The 25,855-nt window shown below is 66.6% G+C and carries 22 protein-coding genes; 16 read left to right on the top strand and 6 right to left on the bottom strand.

The genetic code is table 11. From position 1 onward, the window contains the following. The first annotated feature begins 6 nt into the window (after positions 1-6). From KHO22_RS02755 to KHO22_RS02695, 13 genes are all read left to right on the top strand, one after another. Positions 7-519 carry a DUF3305 domain-containing protein gene (locus KHO22_RS02755; protein WP_211945575.1) on the top strand — a complete coding sequence of 171 codons (513 nt, stop codon included), beginning with the start codon at positions 7-9 and terminating at the stop codon, positions 517-519. A 12-nt stretch (positions 520-531) separates the two neighbouring features. Continuing rightward, a complete protein-coding gene (locus KHO22_RS02750; protein ID WP_211945574.1) occupies positions 532-1,116 on the top strand; it encodes a DUF3306 domain-containing protein in 585 nt (194 codons plus the stop codon). 255 nt (positions 1,117-1,371) lie between these two features. Next, complete coding sequence (locus tag KHO22_RS02745; RefSeq protein WP_211945573.1) at positions 1,372-3,534, top strand: 4Fe-4S dicluster domain-containing protein; 2,163 nt, start codon at positions 1,372-1,374, stop codon at positions 3,532-3,534. A 31-nt stretch (positions 3,535-3,565) separates the two neighbouring features. Next, on the top strand, positions 3,566-4,198 hold the full coding sequence (locus KHO22_RS02740) for a TorD/DmsD family molecular chaperone (RefSeq protein WP_211945572.1): 633 nt from the start codon (positions 3,566-3,568) through the stop codon (positions 4,196-4,198). Between the two features lie 133 nt (positions 4,199-4,331). Next, on the top strand, positions 4,332-4,547 hold the full coding sequence (locus tag KHO22_RS02735; protein WP_211945571.1) for a formate dehydrogenase: 216 nt from the start codon (positions 4,332-4,334) through the stop codon (positions 4,545-4,547). 78 nt (positions 4,548-4,625) lie between these two features. Further along, a complete protein-coding gene (locus KHO22_RS02730) occupies positions 4,626-7,655 on the top strand; it encodes a molybdopterin-dependent oxidoreductase (RefSeq protein WP_211945570.1) in 3,030 nt (1,009 codons plus the stop codon). Between the two features lie 14 nt (positions 7,656-7,669). Next, the gene (gene fdh3B / locus KHO22_RS02725) at positions 7,670-8,344 is read left to right on the top strand and encodes a formate dehydrogenase FDH3 subunit beta (protein WP_211945569.1); all 675 of its coding nucleotides are present in this window, start codon (positions 7,670-7,672) and stop codon (positions 8,342-8,344) included. Continuing rightward, positions 8,341-8,577, top strand: coding sequence for a hypothetical protein (locus KHO22_RS02720; RefSeq protein ID WP_211945568.1), 237 nt, complete (start codon positions 8,341-8,343; stop codon positions 8,575-8,577). Before fdh3B ends, KHO22_RS02720 begins: the two co-directional genes overlap by 4 nt. A gap of 41 nt (positions 8,578-8,618) precedes the next feature. Further along, positions 8,619-9,824, top strand: coding sequence for a formate dehydrogenase subunit gamma (locus KHO22_RS02715; RefSeq protein WP_211945567.1), 1,206 nt, complete (start codon positions 8,619-8,621; stop codon positions 9,822-9,824). Between the two features lie 36 nt (positions 9,825-9,860). Continuing rightward, positions 9,861-10,199: a hypothetical protein gene (locus KHO22_RS02710; RefSeq protein ID WP_211945566.1), complete on the top strand. Its 339-nt coding sequence runs from the start codon at positions 9,861-9,863 to the stop codon at positions 10,197-10,199. A 66-nt stretch (positions 10,200-10,265) separates the two neighbouring features. Further along, a complete protein-coding gene (locus tag KHO22_RS02705; protein ID WP_211945565.1) occupies positions 10,266-11,096 on the top strand; it encodes a formate dehydrogenase accessory sulfurtransferase FdhD in 831 nt (276 codons plus the stop codon). An 85-nt stretch (positions 11,097-11,181) separates the two neighbouring features. Continuing rightward, positions 11,182-11,748, top strand: a complete 567-nt coding sequence (gene dcd, locus KHO22_RS02700; protein ID WP_211945564.1) for a dCTP deaminase — start codon at positions 11,182-11,184, stop codon at positions 11,746-11,748. A 157-nt stretch (positions 11,749-11,905) separates the two neighbouring features. Beyond that, on the top strand, positions 11,906-14,176 hold the full coding sequence (locus KHO22_RS02695; RefSeq protein ID WP_211945563.1) for an arginine/lysine/ornithine decarboxylase: 2,271 nt from the start codon (positions 11,906-11,908) through the stop codon (positions 14,174-14,176). Positions 14,177-14,249: 73 nt separating this feature from the next. On the opposite strand, the gene KHO22_RS02690 is transcribed toward KHO22_RS02695, so the two are convergent. Then, entirely contained in the window at positions 14,250-15,911 is a 1,662-nt protein-coding gene (locus KHO22_RS02690) for a SulP family inorganic anion transporter (protein WP_211945884.1), read from the bottom strand. A gap of 483 nt (positions 15,912-16,394) precedes the next feature. Between KHO22_RS02690 and KHO22_RS02685 the strand changes: the two genes are divergently transcribed. Further along, on the top strand, positions 16,395-17,492 hold the full coding sequence (locus KHO22_RS02685; RefSeq protein WP_211945562.1) for a glycosyltransferase family 4 protein: 1,098 nt from the start codon (positions 16,395-16,397) through the stop codon (positions 17,490-17,492). A gap of 15 nt (positions 17,493-17,507) precedes the next feature. Next, positions 17,508-19,712 carry an amylo-alpha-1,6-glucosidase gene (locus KHO22_RS02680; protein ID WP_211945561.1) on the top strand — a complete coding sequence of 735 codons (2,205 nt, stop codon included), beginning with the start codon at positions 17,508-17,510 and terminating at the stop codon, positions 19,710-19,712. Between the two features lie 80 nt (positions 19,713-19,792). Here KHO22_RS02680 and KHO22_RS02675 read toward each other — a convergent pair whose 3' ends face one another. The 5 genes from KHO22_RS02675 to KHO22_RS02655 all read right to left on the bottom strand — a co-directional run bounded on the left by KHO22_RS02675 (position 19,793) and on the right by KHO22_RS02655 (position 25,079). After that, on the bottom strand, positions 19,793-21,505 hold the full coding sequence (locus KHO22_RS02675) for a TRAP transporter large permease (protein ID WP_211945560.1): 1,713 nt from the start codon (positions 21,503-21,505) through the stop codon (positions 19,793-19,795). Beyond that, complete coding sequence (locus tag KHO22_RS02670) at positions 21,502-22,044, bottom strand: TRAP transporter small permease subunit (protein WP_211945559.1); 543 nt, start codon at positions 22,042-22,044, stop codon at positions 21,502-21,504. Before KHO22_RS02670 ends, KHO22_RS02675 begins: the two co-directional genes overlap by 4 nt. Positions 22,045-22,207: 163 nt before the next feature. Beyond that, positions 22,208-23,620: an argininosuccinate lyase gene (gene argH, locus KHO22_RS02665; protein WP_211945558.1), complete on the bottom strand. Its 1,413-nt coding sequence runs from the start codon at positions 23,618-23,620 to the stop codon at positions 22,208-22,210. A 140-nt stretch (positions 23,621-23,760) separates the two neighbouring features. Then, the gene (locus KHO22_RS02660; RefSeq protein WP_211945557.1) at positions 23,761-24,483 is read right to left on the bottom strand and encodes an anti-sigma factor; all 723 of its coding nucleotides are present in this window, start codon (positions 24,481-24,483) and stop codon (positions 23,761-23,763) included. Further along, positions 24,480-25,079 carry a sigma-70 family RNA polymerase sigma factor gene (locus KHO22_RS02655; RefSeq protein WP_230426728.1) on the bottom strand — a complete coding sequence of 200 codons (600 nt, stop codon included), beginning with the start codon at positions 25,077-25,079 and terminating at the stop codon, positions 24,480-24,482. The genes KHO22_RS02660 and KHO22_RS02655 overlap by 4 nt, the downstream gene beginning before the upstream one ends. Before the next feature lie 142 nt (positions 25,080-25,221). Here KHO22_RS02655 and KHO22_RS02650 point away from each other — a divergent pair, with 142 nt between their 5' ends. Further along, positions 25,222-25,839: a ferritin-like domain-containing protein gene (locus tag KHO22_RS02650; protein WP_211945883.1), complete on the top strand. Its 618-nt coding sequence runs from the start codon at positions 25,222-25,224 to the stop codon at positions 25,837-25,839. Positions 25,840-25,855 lie beyond the last annotated feature (16 nt).

Genomic DNA, 25,855 nt, shown 5'->3' with positions numbered 1-25,855 from the left:
CACGCCATGGACACGCCCGCGCCGCAAGCCCGCCCCGCCGTCACGATGGCGGTGGTCATGCGAAGGGTGGCGCTGGCAAGCCGCTGGCAGTCCTGGAAATGGGAGCTTGACGCCGTGTGGCCCGACCTGGGCGAGTTCGGCGCCGCTCCCATGTGCCTGGAACAGGACGAGCACGGCGCGCGCTGGCTCTATCCCGGTTTCGAGGTCGTGCTGTTCCATGACCAGGGCGAGGGCTACTACCTCAACCTCACCTCGACGCAGCCCTGCTGGTTCGTGCACTGGCGCATGCAGGAGGACATTGCCGCGGACGAGGCGCGGCCGGTGCCCGTCACCGTCTCGCTGTCCTACAACGAAGCGGGGCGCTGGCTCGATGCCGGCGAAACCGTGGAGAACGTGCCGCTTGCACCCGACCAGCGCGAATGGCTGCAGGCCTACGTCGACCAGAACTACCGCCCTGAACCCAAGCAGCGCCGCCGGCCAGAGTCGTTCAAGGCGCCGGAGGATCGCGCGCGCTACTGACGGCTGCCGGCCATGAGCGAATCGTCCTTCCTGTCACGCTGGTCGCGCCGCAAGGCCGCGGTGCGGGAGGGCGCTTCCGTGCCGGACGAGCCGCCGCTTGCCGAAGCGGTGACCGAACCAGTTCAGCCCGAGCCGCTGCCCGCAGCCGTCGCGCAGGCACCCACCACGCCCACCACGCCCAGCGAAGCGCCGGCCGACCTGCCGACCATGGCGGATGTGGCGCTGCTGCGACCCGGCGACAACATCGCGCGCTTTGTCGCGCGCGGCGTGGACGAGGGCGTCAAGCGGGCCGCGCTCAAGACCTTGTTTGCCGATCCGCACTTCAATGTCATGGACGGCCTCGACACCTATATCGACGACTACGGCAAGCCGGACCCGATTCCGCCGGACGTGCTGCGGCGCCTGCGGCAGTCCGAGGCGCTGGGGCTGTTCGATGACGAGGAAACGCCGGAAGCGCCGGAAGCGGTGGATTCCGCGGCATTGCCGGGGCCCGTAGCGGAGACCGCCGCGGCCTTGCCACAGCAGGAACCGGATGATGCCGGAGTCCCCGCGCCACCTGTCGAAGTGATCGCCCCGGACCCGGACAAACACGCGTAGCTGCGCAATTACGCCGGGCCTACAATAGGGCTCCCACAATTCCCGGCCTGCAGACCCTCACTAGCCCACTGCTCTGTCGAAAACGCACCCGTTCGGCCGCACCTCGAAGCCGCATGCGTCGTTGCAAATGCTCGCAATAGCCCGCTATTGCTGCGCTTTGCGCCTAGCCTGCGACCTCGAGGCACAGCCGCCCGGACGCGTTTTCTCGGACGCAGTGGGCAAGAAGGGCATCCGGGCCGGTCAGCCGCATTCGCCATGCCGACGCTGATCTGCAATTGCAATGACACCATGCCGCTTGACGGGGCGGCGCTGTCCCGGGCCAGCGGTGAGCCGCTGAAGGTCCACCGGCTGCTGTGCCGCAGGGAGATCGGCGATTTCACCGCCGCGCTCGACGGCACCGATGACGTGATCGTCGCCTGCACGCAGGAGCGGCACCTGTTTACGGAGGTGGCGGCCCAGGCCGCGTCTGGCACGCATGGCCGTGCCGTGGTGGCCGCACCCGTGCGCTTCGTGAATATCCGCGAGACCGGGGGCTGGTCCCAGGGCGCGAAGCGCGATCCCAAGACCGCCAACGCAAAGATCGCCGCCTTGCTGGCCGTGGCCGCCTTGCCCGAGCCGGATCCCGTGCCGGTGGTGGACTACCGCTCCGAAGGCGCCGTGCTCGTGATGGGCCCAGCCGACCGCGCCTTGCCGTGGGCCGAGCGTCTCGCGGCCATGTCGCTCGAAGTCACCGTGCTGCTGACGGCCGGCACCGCGCCTGGTGCCCGCTTGCAATCAGGCATTGTGCCGGCAGCGCGGGCCTACCCCGTCCACAGCGGCACGCTGCAAACGCTGACGGGCTGGCTCGGCGCGTTTGCGGCCGCTTGGGAGACTGGCGCAGGCCACAGCAATCCTATCGATCTTGACCTCTGCACGCGCTGCAATGCCTGCATCGAAGCCTGCCCGGAACAGGCGATCGACTTCAGCTACCAGATCGACCTGGACCGCTGCCGCGCGCACCGTGATTGCGTGCGGGCATGCGGCGCCGCCGCCGCGATTGATTTCGAGCGGCCGCCGGCGATCACCGAGGCCCGCTTCGACCTCGTCTTCGATCTCAATGACGCGCCGGCCTTCACCATGCACCAGCCGCCGCAAGGCTACCTGCATGCCGGCGCGGATGCGCTGCGCCAGCAGCAACAGGCACTGGCCCTGACGCAGCTCGTCGGCGAGTTCGAGAAACCCAAGTTCTTCCGCTACAAGGAAAGCCTGTGCGCCCACGGCCGCAACCAGACCACCGGCTGTACCGCATGTATCGACATCTGCTCGACGCAGGCCATCCATTCGCAGTGGCATGACGGCAAGGGCCGCATCGAGGTCACGCCCAATCTCTGCATGGGCTGCGGTGCGTGTACCACGGTCTGCCCGAGCGGCGCGATCAGCTACGCCTATCCCGGTCCGGAGATGCTGGGCACGCGCTTGCGCACGCTGCTGTCGGCCTACCGGTCGGCAGGGGGGCGAGATGCCGTGGTGTTGCTGCACGGGGAAGCGTCCGGCACGCCGGCCCTCCTGGCGCTGGGCCGCGCCGCGCGCGCCGGGCAGGCGCAAGGCGTGCGGCCGAATGTGATGCCGGTGCAGGTATTTCATCCTGCTTCCGCCGGGCTGGAACTCTGGCTTGCGGCGCTGTGCTGGGGCGCGGCGCGCGTGGCGGTGCTGCTGACTGGCGACGAAGCGCCGCAGTACCGCGCCGCATTGATCGAGCAGATCGATGTCGCCCGTTCGTTGCTGGCCGGGCTCGGCTACGACGGCGATGCCGTGTCGCTGGTCGAGGCAAGCGACGCGGCGTCGCTGGACCAAGGGCTTGCCGCGCTGCGCCCGGCGCTGCAGGCATTGCCGCCCGCGCCGTTCGGTGCGGTAGCTGCCAAGCGCGAGATGCTCGAGTTCGCGCTCGACCACTTCGTACGGCACGCGCCGGTTCCGGCCGACATCGTGCCGCTTCCGGCGGCGGCGCCAATCGGGGCGGTGGCCGTGGACACAGCCGCCTGCACGCTCTGCATGGCTTGCGTGGGCGCGTGCCCGGCACAGGCGCTGCGCGACAACCCGGAGCGCCCGGTGCTTGGCTTCCTCGAGCGCAACTGCGTGCAGTGCGGCTTGTGCGAGAAGACCTGCCCGGAGAATGCGATCACGCTCGTCCCGCGCCTGCTGACAGGTGATGCCGCGCGGCACACCGTTACGCTCAATGAATCGCAACCGTTCCATTGCGTGCGCTGCGCCAAGCCGTTCGGCACCGCGCAGATGGTGGAATCGATGCTGGTGCGCCTGGCCGGACACCCTGCCTTTGCCGGCGCGGCCGCCGAGCGCCTGAAGATGTGCCCCGATTGCCGCGTGATCGACATGATGGAGCGCGATCCGGGCGCGATCAGCGGAGCCACGCTCCGCTAAGCGTTCCCGCCCAGACAATAAACATCACGACATGACAGATTTCCAGCCGATCCAGCTGACAGCCGCGATGCCCGCGGACGATGCCGAAGACATTGCCCGCGCCGATTTGTATGGCCTCCTGGCCACGCTGTTCTACCGGGCCCCGGACGCGGCACTGCTCCATCACATCGCGGCCAACCGTGCGCCGGACGGAGATTCGGGCACGGTACTCGGGCGGGCGTGGAATGCGTTGTGCGATGCGGCATCGACCACCACCGCGACCGAGGCCGCGGAGGAGTACCGTGAACTGTTCCTGGGCGTAGGGCGCCAGGAAATCTTCCTGTACGGGTCTTATTACCTCACCGGCTTCCTGAACGAGCGCCCGCTGGTGGTCCTGCGCGACGACCTGGCCCGCTATGGGCTGGTAAGGCACGACGATGTCAGCGAGACCGAGGACCACGTCGCCACGCTGTGCGAGGTGATGCGGTTCCTCGTGGCGGGGGATGATATCGCCGTGTCCAACCTGGGCGAACAACAGCGCTTCTACGCACGGCACCTGCAGCCCTGGATCGGGAAATTGTGCGATGCATTAAGCGGGCATCCAAAGGCGCGCTTCTATCGCAGCGTGGCCGGATTGATGCAGGCCTTTGCGGATGTCGAGGCCGTGGCACTCGAAATGCACTGAGTACATTGCTATCTGTAATAGGGATTAACCCGGTATCGGCATGGTCTTTCAGCGAGGTTGCACCTAGAATATGCATAACAACGCATAACGGCTGAATCATCGGCACCCCAGTGCCGAACCGAGGAGTGCCCACATGAAAGAGAAGCAACCCAGGGTCGCGCGCCGCACGTTTCTTGCGGGCGCTGGAGTTGTCGCTGCCGCCACCGGCGCAGCGGTGCTAACTGCGCGCAGTCCGGCCACGCCAGTCCAGAGTGCTGCCATTCCCGAGCCTGCCGACGTGCCGTCGGACAACAAGGGCTACCGGGTGTCTGAACATATTCGCAAGTACTACCGGACCACGCTGGTGTGAGCATGCTGGCGGGCCGGTGCATTCGGCCCAGCCAGTCCGGCATGTACTGATTGCTGCTTTCCTCTGCTGAGGTGAGACATGATCTTGACCCGCAAACGCGCGGCGCAGGGCGCATCAACCCGGCTGGCAGACGGCCTCGCACAGGCCAGCGCGACAGCTGGAACGGGCCGGCTTTCGACACGGCTCGCCGCAGGCCTGGCCGGCGCCATGCCGACCATGGACCGGCGCAGCTTCCTCAAGCGTTCCGGCATTGGTGTCGGGGCCGGGCTGGCGGCTTCGCAACTGACGCTGCTGCGCAAGGCCGATGCCGCTGACGACAAGACCGTCGCGGCCGCGGAAGGCAAGGGCGGCATCGTGGTGAAGCGCACCGTGTGCGGACATTGCTCGGTGGGCTGCGCGGTCGATGCCGTGGTGCAGAACGGCGTATGGGTGCGGCAGGAGCCGGTGTTCGACTCGCCCATCAACATGGGCGCGCACTGCGCCAAGGGCGCCGCGCTGCGCGAGCACGGCCACGGCGAATATCGCCTGAAATACCCGATGAAGCTGGTCAATGGCAAATACCAGCGCATCGGCTGGGACCAGGCGCTCGACGAAATCACCGCGAAGATGAAGGAGATCCGCCAGCAGACCGGCCCGGATTCGATGTTCTTCGTCGGTTCGTCCAAGCACAGCAACGAGCAGGCCTACCTGATGCGCAAATGGGTGTCGTTCTTCGGCACCAACAACACCGACCACCAGGCGCGGATCTGCCACTCGACCACCGTGGCGGGCGTGGCGAACACCTGGGGCTACGGGGCGATGACGAACTCGTACAACGATATGCAGAACGCCAAGGCGGCTCTGTATATCGGCTCCAACGCGGCGGAGGCGCACCCGGTGTCGATGCTGCACCTGCTGCATGCCAAGGAGAATGGCTGCAAGGTGATCGTGGTGGACCCGCGCTATACGCGTACGGCCGCGAAGGCGGACCACTACGTGCGCATCCGCTCGGGTACCGACATCTCCTTCCTGTTCGGTGTGCTGTACCACATTTTTCAGAATGGCTGGGAAGACTCCAAGTACCTGAACGACCGCGTCTACGGCATGGACAAGGTCAAGCAGGAAGTACTGGCCAAATGGACGCCCGACAAGGTGGAGGAAGTCTGCGGCGTGCCCGAGGCGCAGGTGAAGATGGTGGCCGAGATCATGGCCAAGAACCGGCCCAGCACGCTGGTCTGGTGCATGGGGCAGACCCAGCACACGATCGGCAATGCCATCGTGCGCGCATCGTGCATCGTGCAGCTGGCGCTGGGCAATATCGGCGTGTCGGGCGGCGGCGCAAACATCTTCCGCGGCCATGACAACGTGCAGGGTGCCACCGACGTGGGCCCCAACCCGGACTCGCTGCCGGGCTACTACGGCCTGGCCACCGGCGCGTGGAAGCACTACGCCGCGGTGTGGGGCGTGGACTACGAATGGATCAAGAAGCAGTTCGCCTCGCAGGCGATGATGGAGAAGTCCGGCACCACGGTGTCGCGCTGGATCGATATCGTCACCGAGAAGAACGAGCTGATCGACCAGGACAACAATGTGCGCGGCGTGTTCTTCTGGGGCCATGCCCCGAACTCGCAGACGCGCGGCCTGGAGATGAAGAAGGCGCTGGACAAGCTCGACCTGCTGGTGGTGGTCGACCCCTATCCGTCGGCGACCGCGGCCATGGCCAACATGCCGCCGGCCGAGGGCGACAAGGTCAACCCGAACCGCGCGGTCTACCTGCTGCCGGCCTGCACGCAGTTCGAGACCTCGGGCACGTGCACGGCATCGAACCGCTCGCTGCAATGGCGCGAGAAGGTCATCGAGCCTCTGTTCGAGTCGATGCCCGACCAGACCATCATGCAGGCCTTTGCCGATAAGCTGGGCTTCGGCAAGGAACTGTCCAAGAACCTCAAGCTGATCGAGGTCAAGCGCGCCGGCCGGACCTGGATGGAGCCGGAGCCGGAATCGATCCTGCGCGAAATCAACCGCAGCAACTGGACCATTGGCTACACCGGGCAGTCCCCCGAGCGGTTGAAGGCCCATATGCGCAATATGCAGATGTTCGACGTGAAGACGTTGCGCTGCAAGGGCGGCAAGGATGCCGAGACCGGCTACGATCTGACCGGCGACTACTTCGGGCTGCCGTGGCCGTGCTACGGCAACCCGGAACTCAAGCACCCGGGCTCGCCCAACCTGTATGACACCAGCAAGCACGTGATGGACGGCGGCGGCAACTTCCGCGCGAACTTCGGCGTGGAGCGCGACGGCGTCAACCTGCTGGCCGAGGACGGGTCGTGTTCGCTTGGCTCGGAGATCACCACCGGCTATCCCGAGTTCGACCACGTGCTGCTCAAGAAGCTCGGCTGGTGGGACGACCTGACGGATGTCGAGAAGAAGGCCGCCGAAGGCAAGAACTGGAAGACCGACCTCTCGGGCGGCATCCAGCGCGTGGTGCTCAAGGTGCATGGCTGCCACCCGTTCGGCAACGCCAAGGCGCGCGCGGTGGTGTGGAACTTCCCGGACCCGATCCCGCAGCACCGCGAGCCGCTGTACTCCACGCGGCCCGACATGGTTGCCAAGTATCCGACCCACGACGACAAGATGGCGTTCTGGCGCCTGCCCACGCTGTACAAGACCGTGCAGCAGCGCAACGTCGAGAACAAGCTCTACGAGAAGTTCCCGATCATCCTGACCTCGGGCCGGCTGGTCGAATACGAGGGCGGCGGCGAAGAAACCCGCTCGAACCCGTGGCTGGCCGAGTTGCAGCAGGAGAACTTCGTCGAGATCAACCCGCGTGCCGCGTCCGACCGTGGCATCCGCAACGGCGACTTCTGCTGGGTGAAGACGCCGACCGGTGCCAGCATCAAGGTGCGCGCGCTGGTGACAGAGCGCGTGGGGCCCGACACGGCCTTCATCCCGTTCCACTTCTCGGGCTGGTGGCAGGGCAAGGACCTGAAGGAGTACTACCCGGAGGGTGCGATGCCGATCGTGCGCGGCGAGGCTGTCAACACGGCCACCACATACGGCTATGACTCGGTCACGATGATGCAGGAAACCAAGACCACGATTTGCCAGATCGAACGCTTTGCATAAGGGCAGGTGAAACCATGGCACGCATGAAATTTATCTGTGACGCCGAACGCTGCATCGAGTGCAACAGCTGCGTCACCGCCTGCAAGAACGAGCACGAGGTGCCGTGGGGTGTGAACCGGCGCCGCGTGGTCACCATCAACGACGGCATGGTCGGCGCGGAGAAGTCGATCTCCGTGGCCTGCATGCACTGCTCGGACGCGCCGTGCATGGCGGTCTGCCCGGTCGACTGCTTCTACCGCACCGAGGACGGCGTGGTGCTGCACGACAAGGATGTCTGCATCGGCTGCGGCTACTGCTCGTATGCCTGCCCGTTCGGCGCGCCGCAGTTCCCGGCCACGGGCACCTTCGGCGTGCGCGGCAAGATGGACAAGTGCACCTTCTGCGCGGGCGGCCCCGAGACGAACGGCTCCGAGGCCGAATTCGAGAAGTACGGCCGCAACCGGCTGGCCGAGGGCAAGCTGCCGCTGTGCGCGGAAATGTGCTCGACCAAGGCGCTGCTCGGCGGCGACGGCGACGTGATCGCCGACATCCTGCGCAATCGCGTGATCAAGCGCGGCAAGGGCGGCGATGTGTTCGGCTGGGGCACCGCATACGGGACCAAGGGGGGCGCGCAGCAGGCGCCTGCCGCGCCAGCAGCACCGGCCAACCCGGCGGCGCCGGCCAACGGGAACGGAGGGCAACCATCATGACGCGCATTCCGATGGCGGCCATGCTGGCCGTGGCCGGCTTGCTGCTTGCGGGCTGTGGCGAAAAGGCCCAGACCGCGACGGCCTCCCACAAGAAGTCGGACACGCCCGCCTTCAAGGGCGCACCGGACGACCCGTTTGTCGTCAAGGGCTGGACGGCCGGTGACAAGACGAGCTGGGACAACCAGATCCGCCAGCGCAACCAGCTGCAGAACGAATACAACCGCACGCCATGACTGCGCCGCAGGCAGGGCGGGGTGACCCGAAGGGAGCGCATATGAGGCCCACGCAGAATATGTGCCACTGGCGTGCCTGGCTTGCCGCAGGCGCGCTGGCCATGTTGACGTTCGCAAGCGGCGGCGCCGCCGCGCAGGCGCCGGCCTCGGCGCCGCAGGCCGCTCCAGCCAGTCAGTCGACGCAAGCGGCGGACGCGAACAACCCGGCTACGCATCCCGTGCAGCCGTTCGCCGGCATTGCCTCGGAGAACATCTTCAATGTGCCGCGCCGCGACCTCGCCAATGAGGCCCAGTCGCAGAAGGAACGCACGCTGACACAGCCCGGCAACAACGCGCCGGTCTGGCGCGAGGTCAATTCCGACCAGGCCCACTACAGCAGCCTGCCGGCCAAGGAAGCCGGCGTGCTGATCCAGCGTACCGGGCAGCAGTGGCGCCTGTTCCGCAATGGCGTGATCACGGTGTGGGGCGGCTGGCTGCTGGTCGTGGTGCCGCTGGCGATCCTTGGCTTCTTCTTCTGGCGCGGCACCATTCCGCTGCGCGAGCCGCGCACCGGACGCATGATCGAGCGCTTCACGCCGTTCGAGCGCATCGTCCACTGGACCATGGCGATCGCGTTCGTGCTGCTGGCGGTATCGGGCATCGTCATGCTGTTCGGCAAGCATTTCCTGCTGCCGATGATGGGGCATACGCTGTTCGGCTGGCTCAGCTACCTGCTGAAGAACATTCATAACCTGGCGGGTCCCGTGTTCACACTGTCGATCATCGTCGCCTTCGTGATCTTCGTGCGCAGCAACCTGCCCAGCCGTGATGACCTCCACTGGCTGACCAGCCTGGGCGGCCTGGTCAGCGGCAAGCATGTGCCGAGCGGCCGCTTCAATGCCGGCGAGAAGATGTGGTTCTGGGGAGGGCTGGTGATCTTCGGCCTGGTGCTGTCCGCGTCCGGCTGGGTGCTCGACATGATCGTGCCCGGACTCGACTACTACCGCGCCACCATGCAGATCGCCAACGTGATCCATGGCATCGCGGCGGTGCTGATGATCGCAATGTCGCTCGGCCATATCTACATGGGCACCATCGGCATGGAAGGCGCCTACCGTGCCATGCGCGACGGCTGGGTCGACGAGGCCTGGGCCAAGGAGCATCACGAGCACTGGTATGACGACGTCAAGGCCGGCAAGATCCCGGTCCAGCGCTCGGCAACGCCGGACCCCAAGGCAGCTCGCCGGCGCAGTCCCGGCGAGGCCTGAGGTACGGGCATTGCACTCTTTCACCGGATACTGACCATGAAACGCTTGCTGATGCTGATTGCCGTGGCCGCCGGCATCGTCGGCACCGAGGCCGCGCTGGCCAAGCTGCCGCCGCCGACCGACGCGCAGAAGGCCAAGGCCGAGGAGACGAAGGCGCGGTCGGCCTGGGCTGACAAGGTCGCGGCCTTCCAGCTGTGCAAGTCCCAGGACAAGATCGCGGCACGCTACTACGGCGACATGAAGGCCGGCGGCAAGGAAACTCACGCCCCTGTGCAGACCGCCGCCTGCGCGGATCCGGGGCCGTTCGTGCCGCCTGAAGCACCAGCCGCCCCCGCCGCCTCGGCAGCAGTACAATCGCCTGCAAAGGCGCCGTAATCCAGGCCCCATCGCTTGCCAGGCTGGCGTGTGGGGCAAACCTGAGCAGCCCCGACTTCGCCACCCATGCCCCTGCGTCCCGAACTCACCCACGCCGCCGTTCCCCTGATCGAAGAAGTGGAAGTCGTCGATGAGCTGGGACGTGCCCGGCCGGCGTACCTTCCCGGGGAGCGCCCGCTGACGGTCTATCTCGACAGGCGCGAACTGGTCACGCTGATGACGCTGGGCGGGGCGCCCGAGCATCTTGTGCTCGGCTACCTGCGCAACCAGCGGCTGGTGGAGTCGATCGAGGACATCGCCGCCGTGCAGGTGGACTGGGAGACCGAATCGGCTGCCGTGACCACCAGGACGGGCGTCGACCGCATCGAAGAGCGCACCGCGCGCCGCGTGGTCACCACAGGCTGCGGGCAGGGCACGGTGTTCGGCTCATTGCTCGACGAAATCGACAATGTCCGGCTGCCAGTCGGGGCCACGCTGGACCAGGACACCTTGTACGGCATCATCGACACCATCCGCCTGCAGCAGTCGGTGTACAAGCAGGCGGGCTCGGTGCATGGCTGCGCGCTGTTCCGCGGCAGCGAATTGCTGATGTTCGTGGAGGACGTGGGCCGCCACAACGCGGTGGATGCGATCGCCGGACGCATGTGGCTGGAGGACATGCAGGGCGACGACAAGGTGTTCTACACCACCGGCCGCCTGACCTCCGAAATGGTGATCAAGGGCGCGCAGATGGGCATCCCGTTCCTGCTGTCGCGCTCGGGCGTGACGCAGATGGGCTACCAGATGGCGCAGCGGGTCAACCTGACTCTGTTCGCCAGGTGTACGGGCAAGCACTTCCTGCTCTACACGGGGCAAGAACGCTTTCACCACCGGCTGCCCGAGGAAGTGGTCGCGTAGGCAGCACTTCAATTGAGCCGGCGCCCGGGCAGATTGGTTGTACAATTCGGCGCACCCTGCCTAAGCGTTTACCCGTCCCGACCCTATGAGCATCAAATCCGACAAGTGGATCCGCCGCATGGCGGAACAGCACGGCATGATCGAGCCGTTCGCGCCCGGCCAGGTGCGGGAGGCTGACGGGCGCAAGATCGTGTCGTACGGCACGTCGAGCTACGGCTACGACATCCGCTGCGCCGACGAATTCAAGATCTTCACCAATATCAACAGCACCATCGTCGACCCGAAGAACTTCGACGAGAAGTCCTTCGTGGACTTCAAGGGTGACGTCTGCATCATCCCGCCCAACTCCTTTGCGCTGGCGCGCACGATGGAGTACTTCCGCATTCCGCGCAGCGTGCTGACCATCTGCCTGGGCAAGAGCACGTATGCGCGCTGCGGCATCATCGTCAACGTGACGCCGTTCGAGCCCGAGTGGGAAGGCTATGTGACGCTGGAGTTTTCCAACACCACGCCGCTGCCCGCCAAGATCTACGCCGGCGAAGGTTGCGCCCAGGTGCTGTTCTTCGAGAGCGACGAGGTCTGCGAGACCTCGTACGCCGACCGGGGCGGCAAGTACCAGGGCCAGCACGGTGTCACACTGCCGAAGACCTGAGCGCATTACAATGCCGGCGTTTGCCGGAACGGGCGGCTCGCGATCGACGCGCGGGCGCCGACACCTGACGTGAGAGCCACATGTCGCCGTCGCGGGGGAACCCCTGCCGGCCATGTGGCTCAGTCCTTTATGTCCTGCTTTCCATCAAGGATGCCCGATGAAATTTCGCTTCCCCGTCATCATCATTGACGAAGACTTCCGCTCCGAGAACATCTCCGGCTCGGGCATCCGCGCGCTGGCCGAGGCGATCGAGAAAGAAGGCATGGAGGTTATGGGCCTGACCAGCTACGGCGACCTGACCTCGTTCGCGCAGCAGTCCAGCCGCGCTTCGACCTTCATCGTGTCGATCGATGACGACGAGTTCGTGACCGCCGATGACCAGCCCGAAGCGTCCGCCATCGAAAAGCTGCGCGCGTTCGTCAACGAAGTTCGCCGCCGCAACACCGACCTGCCGATCTTCCTGTACGGCGAGACCCGCACCTCGCGCCATATCCCGAACGACATCCTGCGCGAGCTGCACGGCTTCATCCACATGTTCGAGGACACCCCCGAATTCGTGGCGCGCCACATCATCCGCGAAGCCAAGGTCTACCTCGACTCGCTGGCGCCGCCGTTCTTCAAGGCGCTGATCGACTACGCGCAGGATTCGTCGTACTCGTGGCACTGCCCGGGCCACTCGGGCGGCGTGGCATTCCTGAAGAGCCCGGTCGGCCAGGTGTTCCACCAGTTCTTCGGCGAGAACATGCTGCGCGCCGACGTCTGCAACGCGGTGGACGAACTTGGCCAGCTGCTGGACCACACCGGCCCCGTGGCGGCGTCCGAGCGCAATGCCGCGCGCATCTTCAACTCGGACCACATGTTCTTCGTGACCAATGGCACGTCCACGTCGAACAAGATGGTGTGGCACGCCAACGTGGCGCCCGGCGATATCGTCGTGGTGGACCGCAACTGCCACAAGTCGATCCTGCACGCGATCATGATGACGGGCGCGATCCCGGTCTTCCTGATGCCCACGCGCAACCACTACGGCATCATCGGCCCGATCCCGAAGAGCGAGTTCGACCCGGAGACCATCCGCCGGAAGATCGCCAGCCACCCGTTCGCCAGCAAGGCCAGGAACCAGAAGCCGCGCATCCTGACCATCACGCAGGGTACCTATGACGGCGTGCTGTACAACGCCGAGCAGATCAAGGAGATGCTCGCGTCCGAAATCGATACGCTGCACTTCGATGAAGCATGGTTGCCGCATGCGGCGTTCCACGAGTTCTATCACGACATGCACGCGATCGGCCGCGACCGTCCACGCAGCAAGGACGCGCTGGTGTTCGCCACGCAGTCCACGCACAAGCTGCTCGCCGGGTTGTCGCAGGCCTCGCAGATCCTCGTGCAGGATTCCGAGACGCGCAAGCTGGACCGCTATCGCTTCAACGAGGCGTACCTGATGCACACCTCGACCAGCCCGCAGTACTCGATCATCGCCTCGTGCGACGTGGCCGCGGCGATGATGGAAGCCCCTGGCGGCACCGCGCTGGTGGAAGAAAGCATCCAGGAAGCGCTGGACTTCCGCCGCGCCATGCGCAAGGTGGAGGGCGAGTACGACGCCGGCCACAACGGCGACTGGTGGTTCAAGGTCTGGGGTCCCGATACGCTGAATGAAGAGGGCATGCCGGACCGCGAGGAATGGATGCTCAAGGCCAACGAGCGCTGGCACGGCTTCGGCGACCTGGCCGACGGCTTCAACCTGCTCGACCCGATCAAGGCCACCATCATCACCCCGGGGCTGGACGTGGACGGCGAGTTCAGCGAGCGCGGCATCCCGGCGGCCATCGTCACCAAGTACCTGGCCGAGCACGGCATCATCATCGAGAAGACGGGCCTGTACTCGTTCTTCATCATGTTCACCATCGGCATCACCAAGGGCCGCTGGAACTCGCTGGTGACCGAGCTGCAGCAGTTCAAGGACGACTACGACCAGAACCAGCCGCTGTGGCGCGTGCTGCCCGAGTTCGTCGGCAAGCACCCGCAGTACGAGCGCATGGGCCTGCGCGACCTGTGCGACGCCGTGCACAGCGTCTACAAGGCCAACGACGTGGCGCGCGTGACCACCGAGATGTACCTGTCGGACATGGAGCCGGCGATGAAGCCGTCGGATGCTTGGGCGATGATGGCGCACCGCGAGATCGAGCGCGTGCCGGTGGACGAGCTGGAGGGCCGCGTCACCGCCATCCTGCTGACGCCGTATCCGCCGGGCATCCCGCTGCTGATCCCGGGTGAGCGCTTCAACCGCATCATCGTCCAGTACCTGAAGTTCGCGCGCGAGTTCAACAAGCTCTTCCCGGGCTTCGAGACCGACGTGCACGGGCTGGTGCTGGAAGAGGTCGATGGCCAGAAGGCCTACTTCGTGGATTGCGTGAAGCAGGGAAGCTGAGCTTTACGCTGATGCGCTGAGGTAGCAATGCGCCGGCCTGCCATCTGGCAGGCCGGCGTTTTCTTTTGTGGCGTCAGGCAGTCCAGTCCACGCCGTAGTCGCTCAGGTAGTCATCCACTGCCGCGCCGACCGTAGGATGGAAGGCATCCTCCCCCAGCTTGTCGAACAGTTCAAAGCGCTTGAGCTTGTCCTTGACGGGGTCCTTCATCTCCGCGAAGTGCAGCTCGATCCCGCGCTCGTCCAGGGCCTTGTCGAGTTCGCGCAGCATGTCCGCCGAGGTCACGTCGACGCTGGTGACCGGCTCGGCGGCCACCACCACGCGCCGCACCGCCGTGGGCGATGCATCGACCGCGCGCAGCACGCATTCCTGGAACAGTTCGGCATTCGCGAAGAACAGTGGCGCATCCCAGCGGAACAGCACCAGCCCCGGCACGCGGCGTGCGTTCGGGTAACGCTCCACGTCGTGATAGCCGCGCACACCGTCGGCGCGGCCGAGCACCGCGTGGTGCGGGCGCCAGCCGTCCCACAGGAACTCGATGATGGCGATGACCACGGCCAGGCAGATGCCCGGCACCGCGCCGAGGACCGCAACCCCGGCAAAGCAGGCCATCGCCAGCCAGAACTCCCACTGCTGGATGCGGTAGATCCGCTTGAGGTCGGCAAACTCGAACAGGCCGATGGCCGCCGCGATGACCACGGCGGCCAGCGCGCTGTTGGGCAGGTGTCGCATCAGGTCCGGAGCAAACAGCAGCAGCGCCGCCACGGCCAGTGCGCCGACCACGCCGGTGAGTTGCGTGCGCGCCCCCGCGGCTTCGGCCACCGGCGTGCGCGACGCGCTGCTGCTGATCGGAAAGCCCTGGAACAGTCCGGCGGCCAGGTTGGCGGCGCCCAGGCCGACCATTTCCTGGTTCGGATCGACCGGATACTTCAGGCGCGCGGCGTAGGTGCGCGACAGCACACTGGTATCGGCGAACGCCACCAGGGCGACGGCGCAGCCGCCCACCACGATTTGGGTGAGGTCTACCCCGCTCAGATACGGCAAGGCGAAGGCGGGCAGGCCCTGCGGCATCTTACCGAGCACCTTGACCCCCTGCGCATCGAGACCGAACAGGCTCACGCTGAGCGTTGCCAGCACGACCGCGATCAGCACGCCGGGCACGCGCTCGAACCGTTTCAGCAGCAGGATCAGCACCAGGCTGGCGCCGCCCACGGCCAGGCTGTACGGGTTGGCCTTGCCGGCCGCAACGGCATTGCCCAGGCTCCACAACTCCCGCAACGGCCCGGCATCTTCGATCGAAATGCCGAACAGCTTGGGCAACTGGCTGACGAGCACGGTGAACGCGATGCCGTTCATGTAGCCATAGCGGATCGGCTTGGACAGCAACTCGGTGATGAAGCCCAGCCGCAACAGGCCGACGACGATGCAGACCAGCCCCGATACCACCGCCATCATGCTGGCGATGGTGATGGCGCGCGCCGGGTCGCCGGCGGACAGCTGCACCACCACGGCCAGGATCGGTGCCGCCAGCGCGGAATCGGGTCCCAGCACCAGGATGCGGCTCGGGCCGAACAGCGCGTAGGCGAGCAGCGGGATGATGGTGGCGTACAGGCCGTAGATGCCCGGCACGCCCGATGCCTCGGCATAGGCGATGCCCACCGGCACCAGCATGGTGGTGAGCACGAGCCCCGCGGCCAGATCGCGCGGCAGCCAGCCAGCTTCGTACGTGCGCAGCATCTGCAGTCCCGGCAGCCAGCGCAGCCAGCCGGCGTTTGAATGGGCTGCCGCGGACGTATGCGCCGGCGGGCTGGAGGGATGGTTGGTCACGCGGCTCCTCGCGGGCGGTTGCGCGCAGATTTCAGTGTGGAGGATTCCTAGAGCATAGCAATCCGCGCGGCGCGGCGGGCATGGCGCTTGCAACGAAGGGCTTCAGGCCTGAGATCGATTGCCGGACAGCCCAGTGCATGGAATCCCTCTTGCTGCAGCGCGGCACCCTTTGCCCCTCGGCAGCAGCCATGTCAAGGTGGTGCCGGCGACAGCCAGGCATGGCTTGCCGGCATCGAATGCGGCGGGCAAGGCAGCCGTGCCTGCGATGGCACGCCCACACCCGCGTGGGATCTTCCTCTCGGTTCAACGGGCCAGCGCGATTGCGCGGGCGCGGTGGCGAAAGCGGTCCTGCAACCGGTGGTCAAACTTTTCAGCAACGCGCATATCCTGCCGATGAAAATCGCTCAAATTGCCCCACTTGTGGAAGCATGCCCGCCACGGCAATACGGTGGTACCGAGCGCGTCGTCGCGTACCTGTCCGATGAACTGGTCCGGCAGGGGCACGACGTGACGCTGTTTGCCAGCGGCGATTCATCGACTGCCGCCCGGCTGGTGAGTTGCGCGCCGCGGGCGCTGCGCACCGACCCGTCGGTGCGCGACATCCTGCCCTATCACGTGATGATGCTGGACGAAGTCTGCCGGCGGGCGGACGACTTCGACGTCCTGCATTTTCACACCGACCTGCTGCATTTCCCGATGGCGCGGAGCTTCTCCGACCGCACCGTAACGACCCTGCACGGCAGGCTGGACCTTCCGGACCTGTGGCCGTTCTACTCCGCGTTCGCGGACATGCCACTGGTGTCGATATCGCTGGGACAGCGCGACCCCATGCCGCCGGTCTGCTGGCTCGGCAACGTCTACCACGGCCTGCCCGAACGGCTGCTGCCGTTCCATGCGGCGGGGCGTGGCGGCTACCTCGCATTCCTCGGGCGCATTTCGCCCGAGAAGCGCCCCGACCGCGCCATCAGGATTGCCGTACAAAGCGGCTTGCCGCTGAAGATCGCCGCCAAGATCGACCGCGTCGACCGCGCATACTGGGAAGCCGACATCGCGCCGCTGGTCAGCCGGCACGCCAATATCGAGTATCTTGGAGAAATCGGCGAACGGGAGAAGACGCGGTTTCTCGGCGGCGCCCGTGCGCTGCTGTTCCCGATCGACTGGCCCGAGCCCTTTGGCCTGGCGATGATCGAAGCCATGGCCTGTGGCACGCCGGTGATCGCGTTCCGATGCGGCTCGGTCCCGGAAGTCATCGATGACGGGGTCAATGGCTTCGTCGTCGACAGTGTCGACGAGGCCGTGGCGGCAGTCGGGCGCATCGGCGAAATCGACCGCCGCGCCGTGCGCCGTGCGTTCCTTGCGCGCTTCAGCGCCGAGCGCATGGCCCATGACTACCTGGCACTCTATGGCCGCCTGCGCGGACCGTCGCCCGACGGTTGCCCGCATCCGGACCGGTCCGCCCAGGCGGATGCTGGCCTGCAGGTCGCGGCCTGAACCTGGAGAGAGACAATGCTTGACGCTCCCGAAGGCCGGCGCAGCCTGGTGCCGGACGCGACGCCTGCCGCGCCCATCGTCATCGCTGCGACGCACTCACTGCGTCTGACCCAGCCGCGCACGCTCAAGCAAGGCGACACCTTCGCGGTGTTCGACCAGTATGGCGATGCCATCGCCGGTTCGGGCGGGTCAGACGGCATCTTCTTTTGCGACACGCGGCACCTGTCGCACTTCCACCTGACCATCCACGGGTGGCGTCCCGTGCTGCTGAGTTCCGTGCTGCGCGACGACGACGCCGCGTTCAGCTGCGACCTGACCAATCCGGACCTGTTTGACGCGCAGGGAGAACTGGTCATGCCCCACGACGTGATCCATGTGCGCCGCTCGCGTTTTCTCTGGGAGGGCACCTGCTATGAGCGGCTGGCTGTGCGCAACTTCGATGAAGCGCCGCGGCACATCAGCCTGGAACTGGCGTTTGCGGCGGACTTTGCGGACCTGTTCGAAGTGCGCGGCGCCCGACGCGCCCAGCGCGGCCGCACGGATCCGCCCGAGCTGACCGAAAGTGGTGCGAAGCTCGCCTACACCGGACTCGATGATTGCGTGCGCACCACGCACCTGACGTTCGATCCCGTGCCGACCCGGCTGCGTGGCGACATGGCGGTGTTCGAGCTGGAACTGATGCCGCACAAGACGCACCTGCTCTACGTGGAAGTCTGCTGCGACCAGGTGCGGCACGACAGGCGCCCGCCGCGCGGCGCTTTCCCGTCAGCCTTGCGGGCCGCACGTCGTGCACTGCAGGGGCTGTCCGCGCAGGCGGCAACCGTGACCACCTCCAACGAGATCTTCAACGAAGCCGTGGGCCGCAGCATGTCCGATCTCTACATGCTGATCACGAAAACACCTTACGGGCCTTATCCCTATGCCGGCATACCGTGGTTCAGCACTTTCTTCGGCCGCGATGCGCTGATCACCGCGATGGAAACCCTGTGGCTGGACCCCGGCATCGCACGCGGCGTGCTGGGCTACCTGGCGGCGAACCAGGCGACGAGTTCCGATCCCTCTGCCGATGCCGAGCCGGGCAAGATCCTGCACGAAAGCCGCAAGGGCGAAATGGCGAACCTTGGCGAGGTGCCGTTCCGCCGCTACTACGGCAGCATCGATTCCACGCCGCTGTTCGTCATGCTGGCGGGCGCTTACCTGGACCGCACGCATGACGTGGGCACGATACGCTCGCTGTGGCCTGCCATCGAGGCGGCATTGGGCTGGATCGACAAGTACGGCGACCGCGACGGCGACGGTTTCGTCGAGTACGGACGGCGCACCAGCGAAGGGCTGCTCAACCAGGGCTGGAAGGACAGCCGGGATTCGATCTTCCATGCCGACGGCACCCTGGCCCAGGGGCCGATCGCGCTGGCGGAGGTGCAGGCCTATGTGTACGGCGCCTGGATGGCGGCCGCGCGGATGGCGCGCAGCCTTGGCCACAACGGGCGCGCCGCCGCACTCGATGCGAAGGCCGCGCAGCTCCGGCAGCGCTTTGACGAAGCGTTCTTCGACGAGGACCTGGGCACCTACGTGATCGCGCTAGATGGCGACAAGCGGCCATGCCGCGTGCTGTCCTCCAATGCGGGCCATGCGCTCTATACGGGTATTGCATTGCCTGAACGCGCGGCAGCGGTGGCGGCCGCCCTGATGGGCAGCGCATCGTTCTCCGGCTGGGGCGTGCGGACCATCGCTTCCAGCGAAAGCCGCTACAACCCGATGAGCTATCACAATGGTTCGGTCTGGCCCCATGACAACGCCATCATCGCCGCAGGGATGGTTCGCTACGGGCTGCGCGATGCGGCATTGCGCATCTTCGACGGCCTCTTTGCCGCGTCCACCCATATTGACCTGCGCCGCCTGCCCGAGCTGTTTTGCGGCTTCGAGCGCCGGCGCAACCGTGGGCCGACGCTCTATCCGGTGGCATGCATCCCGCAGGCCTGGGCGGCGGCCACACCGCTGTCGCTGCTGCAATCGTGCCTGAACCTGGACTTCGACGTAGGCGCGCGCGAGATCAGCTTCCACTATCCGGCGCTGCCGTCCTTCATGGAAGACCTGGCGCTGCAAGGACTGTCCATTGCCGATGCGTCCGTCGATCTGATGCTGCGGCGCTCGGGCAGCAGCGTGGTCGTCAACGTAGTGGCGCGGCGGGGGGATGTGCTGGTGACGACTACGAACTAAGCGCAGGCTGTCCCGCTGGCCGGCGGCCCTGCAAGGCAAAGAGCCCCGCGGCTGCGGGGCTCTGTCGGGGCATTCGATGGCTACTTTTTCTCAAACTCGAACTGCGGCGCCGCCGGCTCCGCTGGTGCCGCAGTTCCCGGCAACTCCAGCGAGCCTGGCGCAGAAGCGGGTTTCTCCGGTTCACCCCCAAGCGGGATACTGACCTCCGCGCCGGTGTTGTGGTGCAGCGATCCCTTGTCGAGGAAGGCGGTCACCATGCCCGGCCAGAACATCACGGCCAGGACCATCAGCAGCTGCAGGCCGACCCAGGGCAGGGCGCCCCAGTAGATGTCCGAGCTCTTGACTTCCTTCGGCGCGATGCCGCGCAGGTAGAACAGCGCGAAGCCGAACGGCGGGTGCATGAACGAGGTCTGCATGTTCACGCACAGCATCACGCCGAACCACACCAGCGCGGCGGTGGCCGCGGCTTCGGGGTTGCCGCCCATCGAGTCGGCCACGACCGGCGCCAGCACCTTCACCGCCACCGGGGCCAGCATCGGCACCACGATGAAGGCGATCTCGAAGAAGTCCAGGAAGAACGCCAGGAAGAAGATGAACAGGTTCACCACAATCAGGAAGCCGATCCAGCCGCCCGGCAGCGAGGTGAACAGGTGCTCCACCCAGGCGCCGCCGTCCACGCCCTGGAACACCACCGAGAAGCAGGTGGAGCCGATCAGGATGAACACCACCATCGCCGTGATGCGGGCGGTGGACTGGTAGGCCTCGACGATCAGCAGGCGCAGGTCGGTCATCTGGCCCGATCGGATGACCAGCCACAGGATGACCAGGTACAGCACCGCCAGCGGAACGCGGAACAGATGCGAGCCAAAGGCAAAGACGCCCACGGCCGCGGCGACCAGCGTCGCGGCAATGCCGACGCGGTAGATCAGGCGGTCGGTGTGGTTGAAGGCCTTGGCGCGGAGCACGGCCAGCACCAGCGCGCCGACGGCACCCATGGCGCCCGATTCGGTCGGGGTGGCGATGCCCAGCATGATCGTGCCCAGCACCAGGAAGATCAGCACCGCGCACGGGATGATGCCGCGCAGGCACTTGGCCCACAGCGCCCAGCCGCGCAGCGTGCGGGCTTCGGCCGGAACCGGCGGCAGCCAGTCGGGCTTGAAGCGCGCCAGGAAGAACGTGTACAGCGCGAACAGCGCGATCTGCACCACCGACGGGCCCCATGCGCCCAGATACATGCTGCCCACGTCGGCGCTGCCGGCGGGCGTCTTGAGCTGGTCAGCCAGCACCACCAGCACCAGCGACGGCGGCACGAGCTGCGTGATGGTGCCCGACGCGGCCAGCACGCCGGTGGCGTACTTCATGTTGTAGCGGTAGCGCATCATCACCGGCAGCGAGATCATCGCCATGGCGATCACCTGCGCGGCCACCGTGCCGGTGATCGCGCCCAGGATGAAGCCGACGATGATCACCGAGTAGCCCAGGCCGCCGCGCACCGGGCCGAACAACTGGCCCATGGAGTCGAGCATGTCCTCGGCCAGCCCGCATTTCTCCAGGATCGCGCCCATGAAGGTGAAGAACGGGATGGCCAGCAGCAGCTCGTTGGCCAGCACGCTGCCGAACACGCGGCTGGGCACGGCCTGCAGGAAGCTCAGCGGGAAGTAGCCCCAATGGATGGACAGGAAGCCGAAGGCCAGGCCGACAGCGGACAGCGAGAACGCGACCGGGAAGCCGATCAGCATGAACAGCACGAGGCCGCCGAACATCATCGGCGGCATGTATTCCAATGGGATCATTGCACCGGCCTCTCGTATTTCGATTCGATACGCACCAGGCCTTTCAGGGCGGCGAAGCGCTTGATCAGTTCGGAAACGCCCTGCAGGGCGAGCAGGGCGAAGCCGACGGGCACCACCAGCTTGATCGGGTAACGCGGCAGGCCGCCGGAGTTGCCCGATTGCTCGAGGATGCGCCACGAGGGCAGGAACAGCGAGTCCCAGGACAGCCACATGAACAGGATGCACGAGGGCAGCAGGAAGAAGACGATGCCGAAGATGTCGATCCAATGCTGCGCGCGCTCGGAGACGTTGCCGTAGATCAGGTCGACGCGGACATGTTCATTGCGCTGGAAGGTGTACGAGGCGCCGAACATCACGGCGATCGCAAACATGTACCACTGCAGTTCGAGTGGCCAGTTGTCGCTCAAGTTGAAGCCATAGCGCAGCAGGGCGTTGCCCGCGCTGATCAGGCACGACAGCAGGATCATGATGTTTGCAAGCCTGCCCGTGTGCTGATTCAACCTGTCGATCTGTCGTGACAGACCAAGCAAGTAGTTCATGGGTTGTCTCCCCGGTTTTTTGCGGCGATTAGTTTATCTGTAACAAAATGCGTCGGCGCTTGGGGCTAATACCTATCACATTGCGCAAAAATCAGGAGCAGCCAAGAAAAAAGCCACGATGGCGCGGCCATCGTGGCTTTTTCTTGCTTGAACTACGCGGAACTTACAGTGCGGCGCGGGCGGCGGCGATGGCTGCGCGCACCTGGTCCGGCGCCGTGCCGCCGATGTGGTTGCGCGCGGCGACCGAGCCTTCGAGCGTCAGCACGCCGTGCACGTCGTCGCCGATCAGCGCGGCCTTGTCGCCCAGGCCGGACACGTCGCGCAGCTCGGCCACGCTCAGGTCGGCCAGGTCGCACTGGCGGCTGTCGCAGGCGCGCACGGCATGGGCCACGGCCTCGTGCGCGTCGCGGAACGGCAGGCCCTTCTTGACCAGGTAGTCGGCCAGGTCGGTGGCGGTGGCGTAGCCCTGCAGCGCGGCGGCGCGCATGGCTTGCGGCTTGACCGTGATGCCCGGCACCATGTCGGCGAAGATGCGCAGCGTGTCGACCACGGTATCGACCGTGTCGAACAGCGGCTCCTTGTCTTCCTGGTTGTCCTTGTTGTAGGCGAGCGGCTGGCCCTTCATCAGCGTCAGCAGGCCGATCAGGTGGCCGTTGACGCGGCCGGTCTTGCCGCGCGCCAGTTCCGGCACGTCGGGGTTCTTCTTCTGCGGCATGATCGAGCTGCCGGTGCAGAAGCGGTCGGCGATGTCGATGAAGCCGACGCGCGGGCTCATCCACAGCACCAGTTCTTCCGAGAAGCGCGACACGTGGGTCATCACCAGCGCGGCGGCGGCGCAGAATTCGATGGCGAAGTCGCGGTCCGAGACGGCGTCCAGCGAGTTGCGGCACACGCCGTCGAAGCCGAGCTGCTGCGCCACGAATTCGCGGTCGATCGGGTAGCTCGTGCCGGCCAGCGCGGCGGCGCCCAGCGGCAGGCGGTTGACGCGCTTGCGGCAGTCGGCCATGCGCTCGGCATCGCGCGTGAACATTTCCACATAGGCCAGCAGGTGGTGGCCGAAGGTCACCGGCTGCGCCACCTGCAGGTGCGTGAAGCCCGGCAGGATGGTGTCGGCGTTCTGGTCGGCCAGGTCCAGCAGCGACACGCGCAGCGCGCCGAGCAGGGCCACGATATTGTCGATCTCGCTGCGCAGCCACAGGCGGATATCGGTCGCGACCTGGTCGTTGCGCGAGCGGCCGGTGTGCAGGCGCTTGCCGGCATCGCCGACCAGCGCGGTCAGGCGCGCCTCGATATTCAGGTGGACGTCTTCCAGGTCCAGCTTCCACTCGAAGCTGCCGGCCTCGATCTCGCCCTGGATCTGCGCCATGCCGCGCGCGATCTCGGCGCGGTCGGCCTCGGCGATGATGCCCTGCTTTGCCAGCATCGCAGCGTGGGCCAGCGAACCCTGGATGTCGAACAGGGCCAGGCGCTTGTCGAAGAACACCGAGGCGGTGTAGCGCTTCACCAGGTCGGACATCGGTTCGGAGAAGCGGGCGGACCAGGCTTCGCCTTTCTTGGCAAGTTGGGAGGTCGTCATGGACGTCAGGGCTGTGGCTCGCGCGGCGTGCGGCCGGTGCATGACCATGCGGGGCGGGCGCGAGCGGATTTCGGGGAAACGCCGATTATATCGCCCCACGCGGGCCGCGACGGCGGTTGCGGGGCCGAGGCCCGGGTGCTTCAGAGCAGGGAGTGGATCAACGGTCCCTTGAACACCACCGGGCCGCTCGGCCCGTCGGGGTTGGGCGATCCGCCCGGCGGCTCGACGCTGACCGCGAGGGCCGGGACGGCCGCGGGAACCTGCGCCAGCGCCAGCCGCGCCGTCGGCCCGCGGCCGATCACGCCCAGCGAGCGCGGTTTGCCACCCTCGGGAAGGGCCCACAGCTGCAGCACCTGCTGGCCGGGCAGCGCCAGGTCGTCGAGCCTTCGTACCACCAGCTGGCGCGCCCCGGCATCCCAGGACACCAGCAGCGCCGGTCGGGATTGCGCATTGTTCAGCACTGCGATGACCGTGGTCTCGCCGGGCTGCCGCTGCGTCATCTGCCAGCCGAGGCCGACGGCCAGCGCCGCAACCACGGCCATCGCCGCCGCGGCGCCGCGCCAGAATGCCGGTGCCGACCACAGCTTGCGCCACCACGACGGCTCCGGCGCCGCGGACGCTGGCGCCGCCGCCCAGCCGAGCCGCTGCTCGATCCCGCACCACACCGCCCCGATCGGCTCGGCGGCCGGCTGCAGTTCGGCCATGCCGGACAAGCGCGACTGCCAGTGTCCGATTGCCGCGCGCACCGCCGGCTCCTCGCGCGCGAGTTGCTCCATCCGTCGCCGCGCGCCGCCGCGCAGCACGCCCAGCGCGTACTGGGCTGCCATGCGGTCAAGCAAGTGCGGGTGGCGGGTCAGCCTCATGGCGTACCCTCCAGGCAGGTGCGCAGGCGTTCCAGTCCGCGGCGGATCCAGGACTTGACGGTACCCAGAGGCATGCGCAGCCGCTGCGCCAGTTCCGCGTGGCTCAGGTCGTGAAGGTAGGCGAGCTCGATGGCCTGGCGTTGCGCCTGCTCCAGGCGCTGCAGGCAGCGGTTCAGCGCGCGCGCCTGCTGGCTCGCGAGCGCGAGTTCGGCCGGGCCCGCGGCATCGTCGGCCAGCCATTCTCCCAGTTCTTCGTCGAGTTCCACGGTCTGTGGCAGGCGCGCGGCGGCCGCGCGGCGCAGGCAGTCCAGCGCGCGGTTGCGAACAATGGTGGTCATCCAGGTCATCGGCGCGGCCAGGTGCGGCCGGTAGTCGCCGGCGTGGTGCCAGATGCTGACAAAGCTTTCCTGCACGACATCCTCCGCCCAGTCGCGTCTGCCAGTGATACGCAGCGCAAGCCCGAACAGTTTCGCCGATGTTTGCTCGTAGAGCGCGCGCAAGGCGTGGCGGTCGCCGAGCGCCGCCGCCTGCAGCCACGCCGCCAGCCGGTCGTTGTCGGCCGACGGGGCAAAGGACGGTTCGGGGGAAGGGGGCACGCGGCGGTTCCTGGCGGAAGGCTCTGCCCGATTATAGGCAGTGCCGGTGCATCCGATCGTCCGGCCCGTGCGTAAAAGGGTCAGGCAAGCCGCACAGCGGACGCTGCCCCTTGATCCCTCACAGGAGAACACCATGGAACGCATGCCCACGACGCCGGACCGCCGGCTGGTTCAATCCGCGGATGTTGCCATTGCCACCTTGCCCGACGAGCGCCGGCGCGGCTTGCTCAAGGTGCCGGGCCTGTTCGCGCTCGGGTCGCTGGCCGTGCTGAGCCTGGGCGAGTCGATGCCGGCCTGGGCGCAGACGCAGTCGGGCAGCACGAAGGACGACATCAATATCCTCAACGTTGCGCTCGGGCTGGAGTATCAGGCCATCGCAGCCTACCAGGTCGGGGCGGAAAGCGGGCTGCTGCAGAAGCCCGTGCTCGATACAGCGGTGAAGTTCCAGGGTCACCACAAGGCCCATGCACAGGTACTGGCCGGTACGGTATCGAAGCTCGGCGGGTCGCCGGTGATGGCGAAGAAGCCGTCGGAGTATGCGTTCCCGACCGGACAGCTCAAGACGCAGGCGGACGTGCTGCGTTTCGCCGCCGGGCTGGAGAAGGGCGCCACTGCGGCATATCTCGGCGTGCTCCCGAATTTCTACAACCGTGACCTGACCAAGGCGGCGGGCAGCATCCTCGGCGACGAGGCCATGCACTGGGCGGTGCTGCTGCATGCGCTGGGCGAAGACCCGGTGCCCGGCGCGTTTGTCGGCTGATGATCGGGGACGAATG

Origin of the sequence: Cupriavidus yeoncheonensis, from assembly GCF_905397275.1 — a bacterium.
In the GTDB taxonomy this organism is placed as follows: Bacteria; Pseudomonadota; Gammaproteobacteria; order Burkholderiales; family Burkholderiaceae; genus Cupriavidus; species Cupriavidus yeoncheonensis.
The sequence above is the reverse complement of the archived record's forward strand: the minus strand, read 5'-3'. Positions and strand labels throughout refer to the sequence as shown.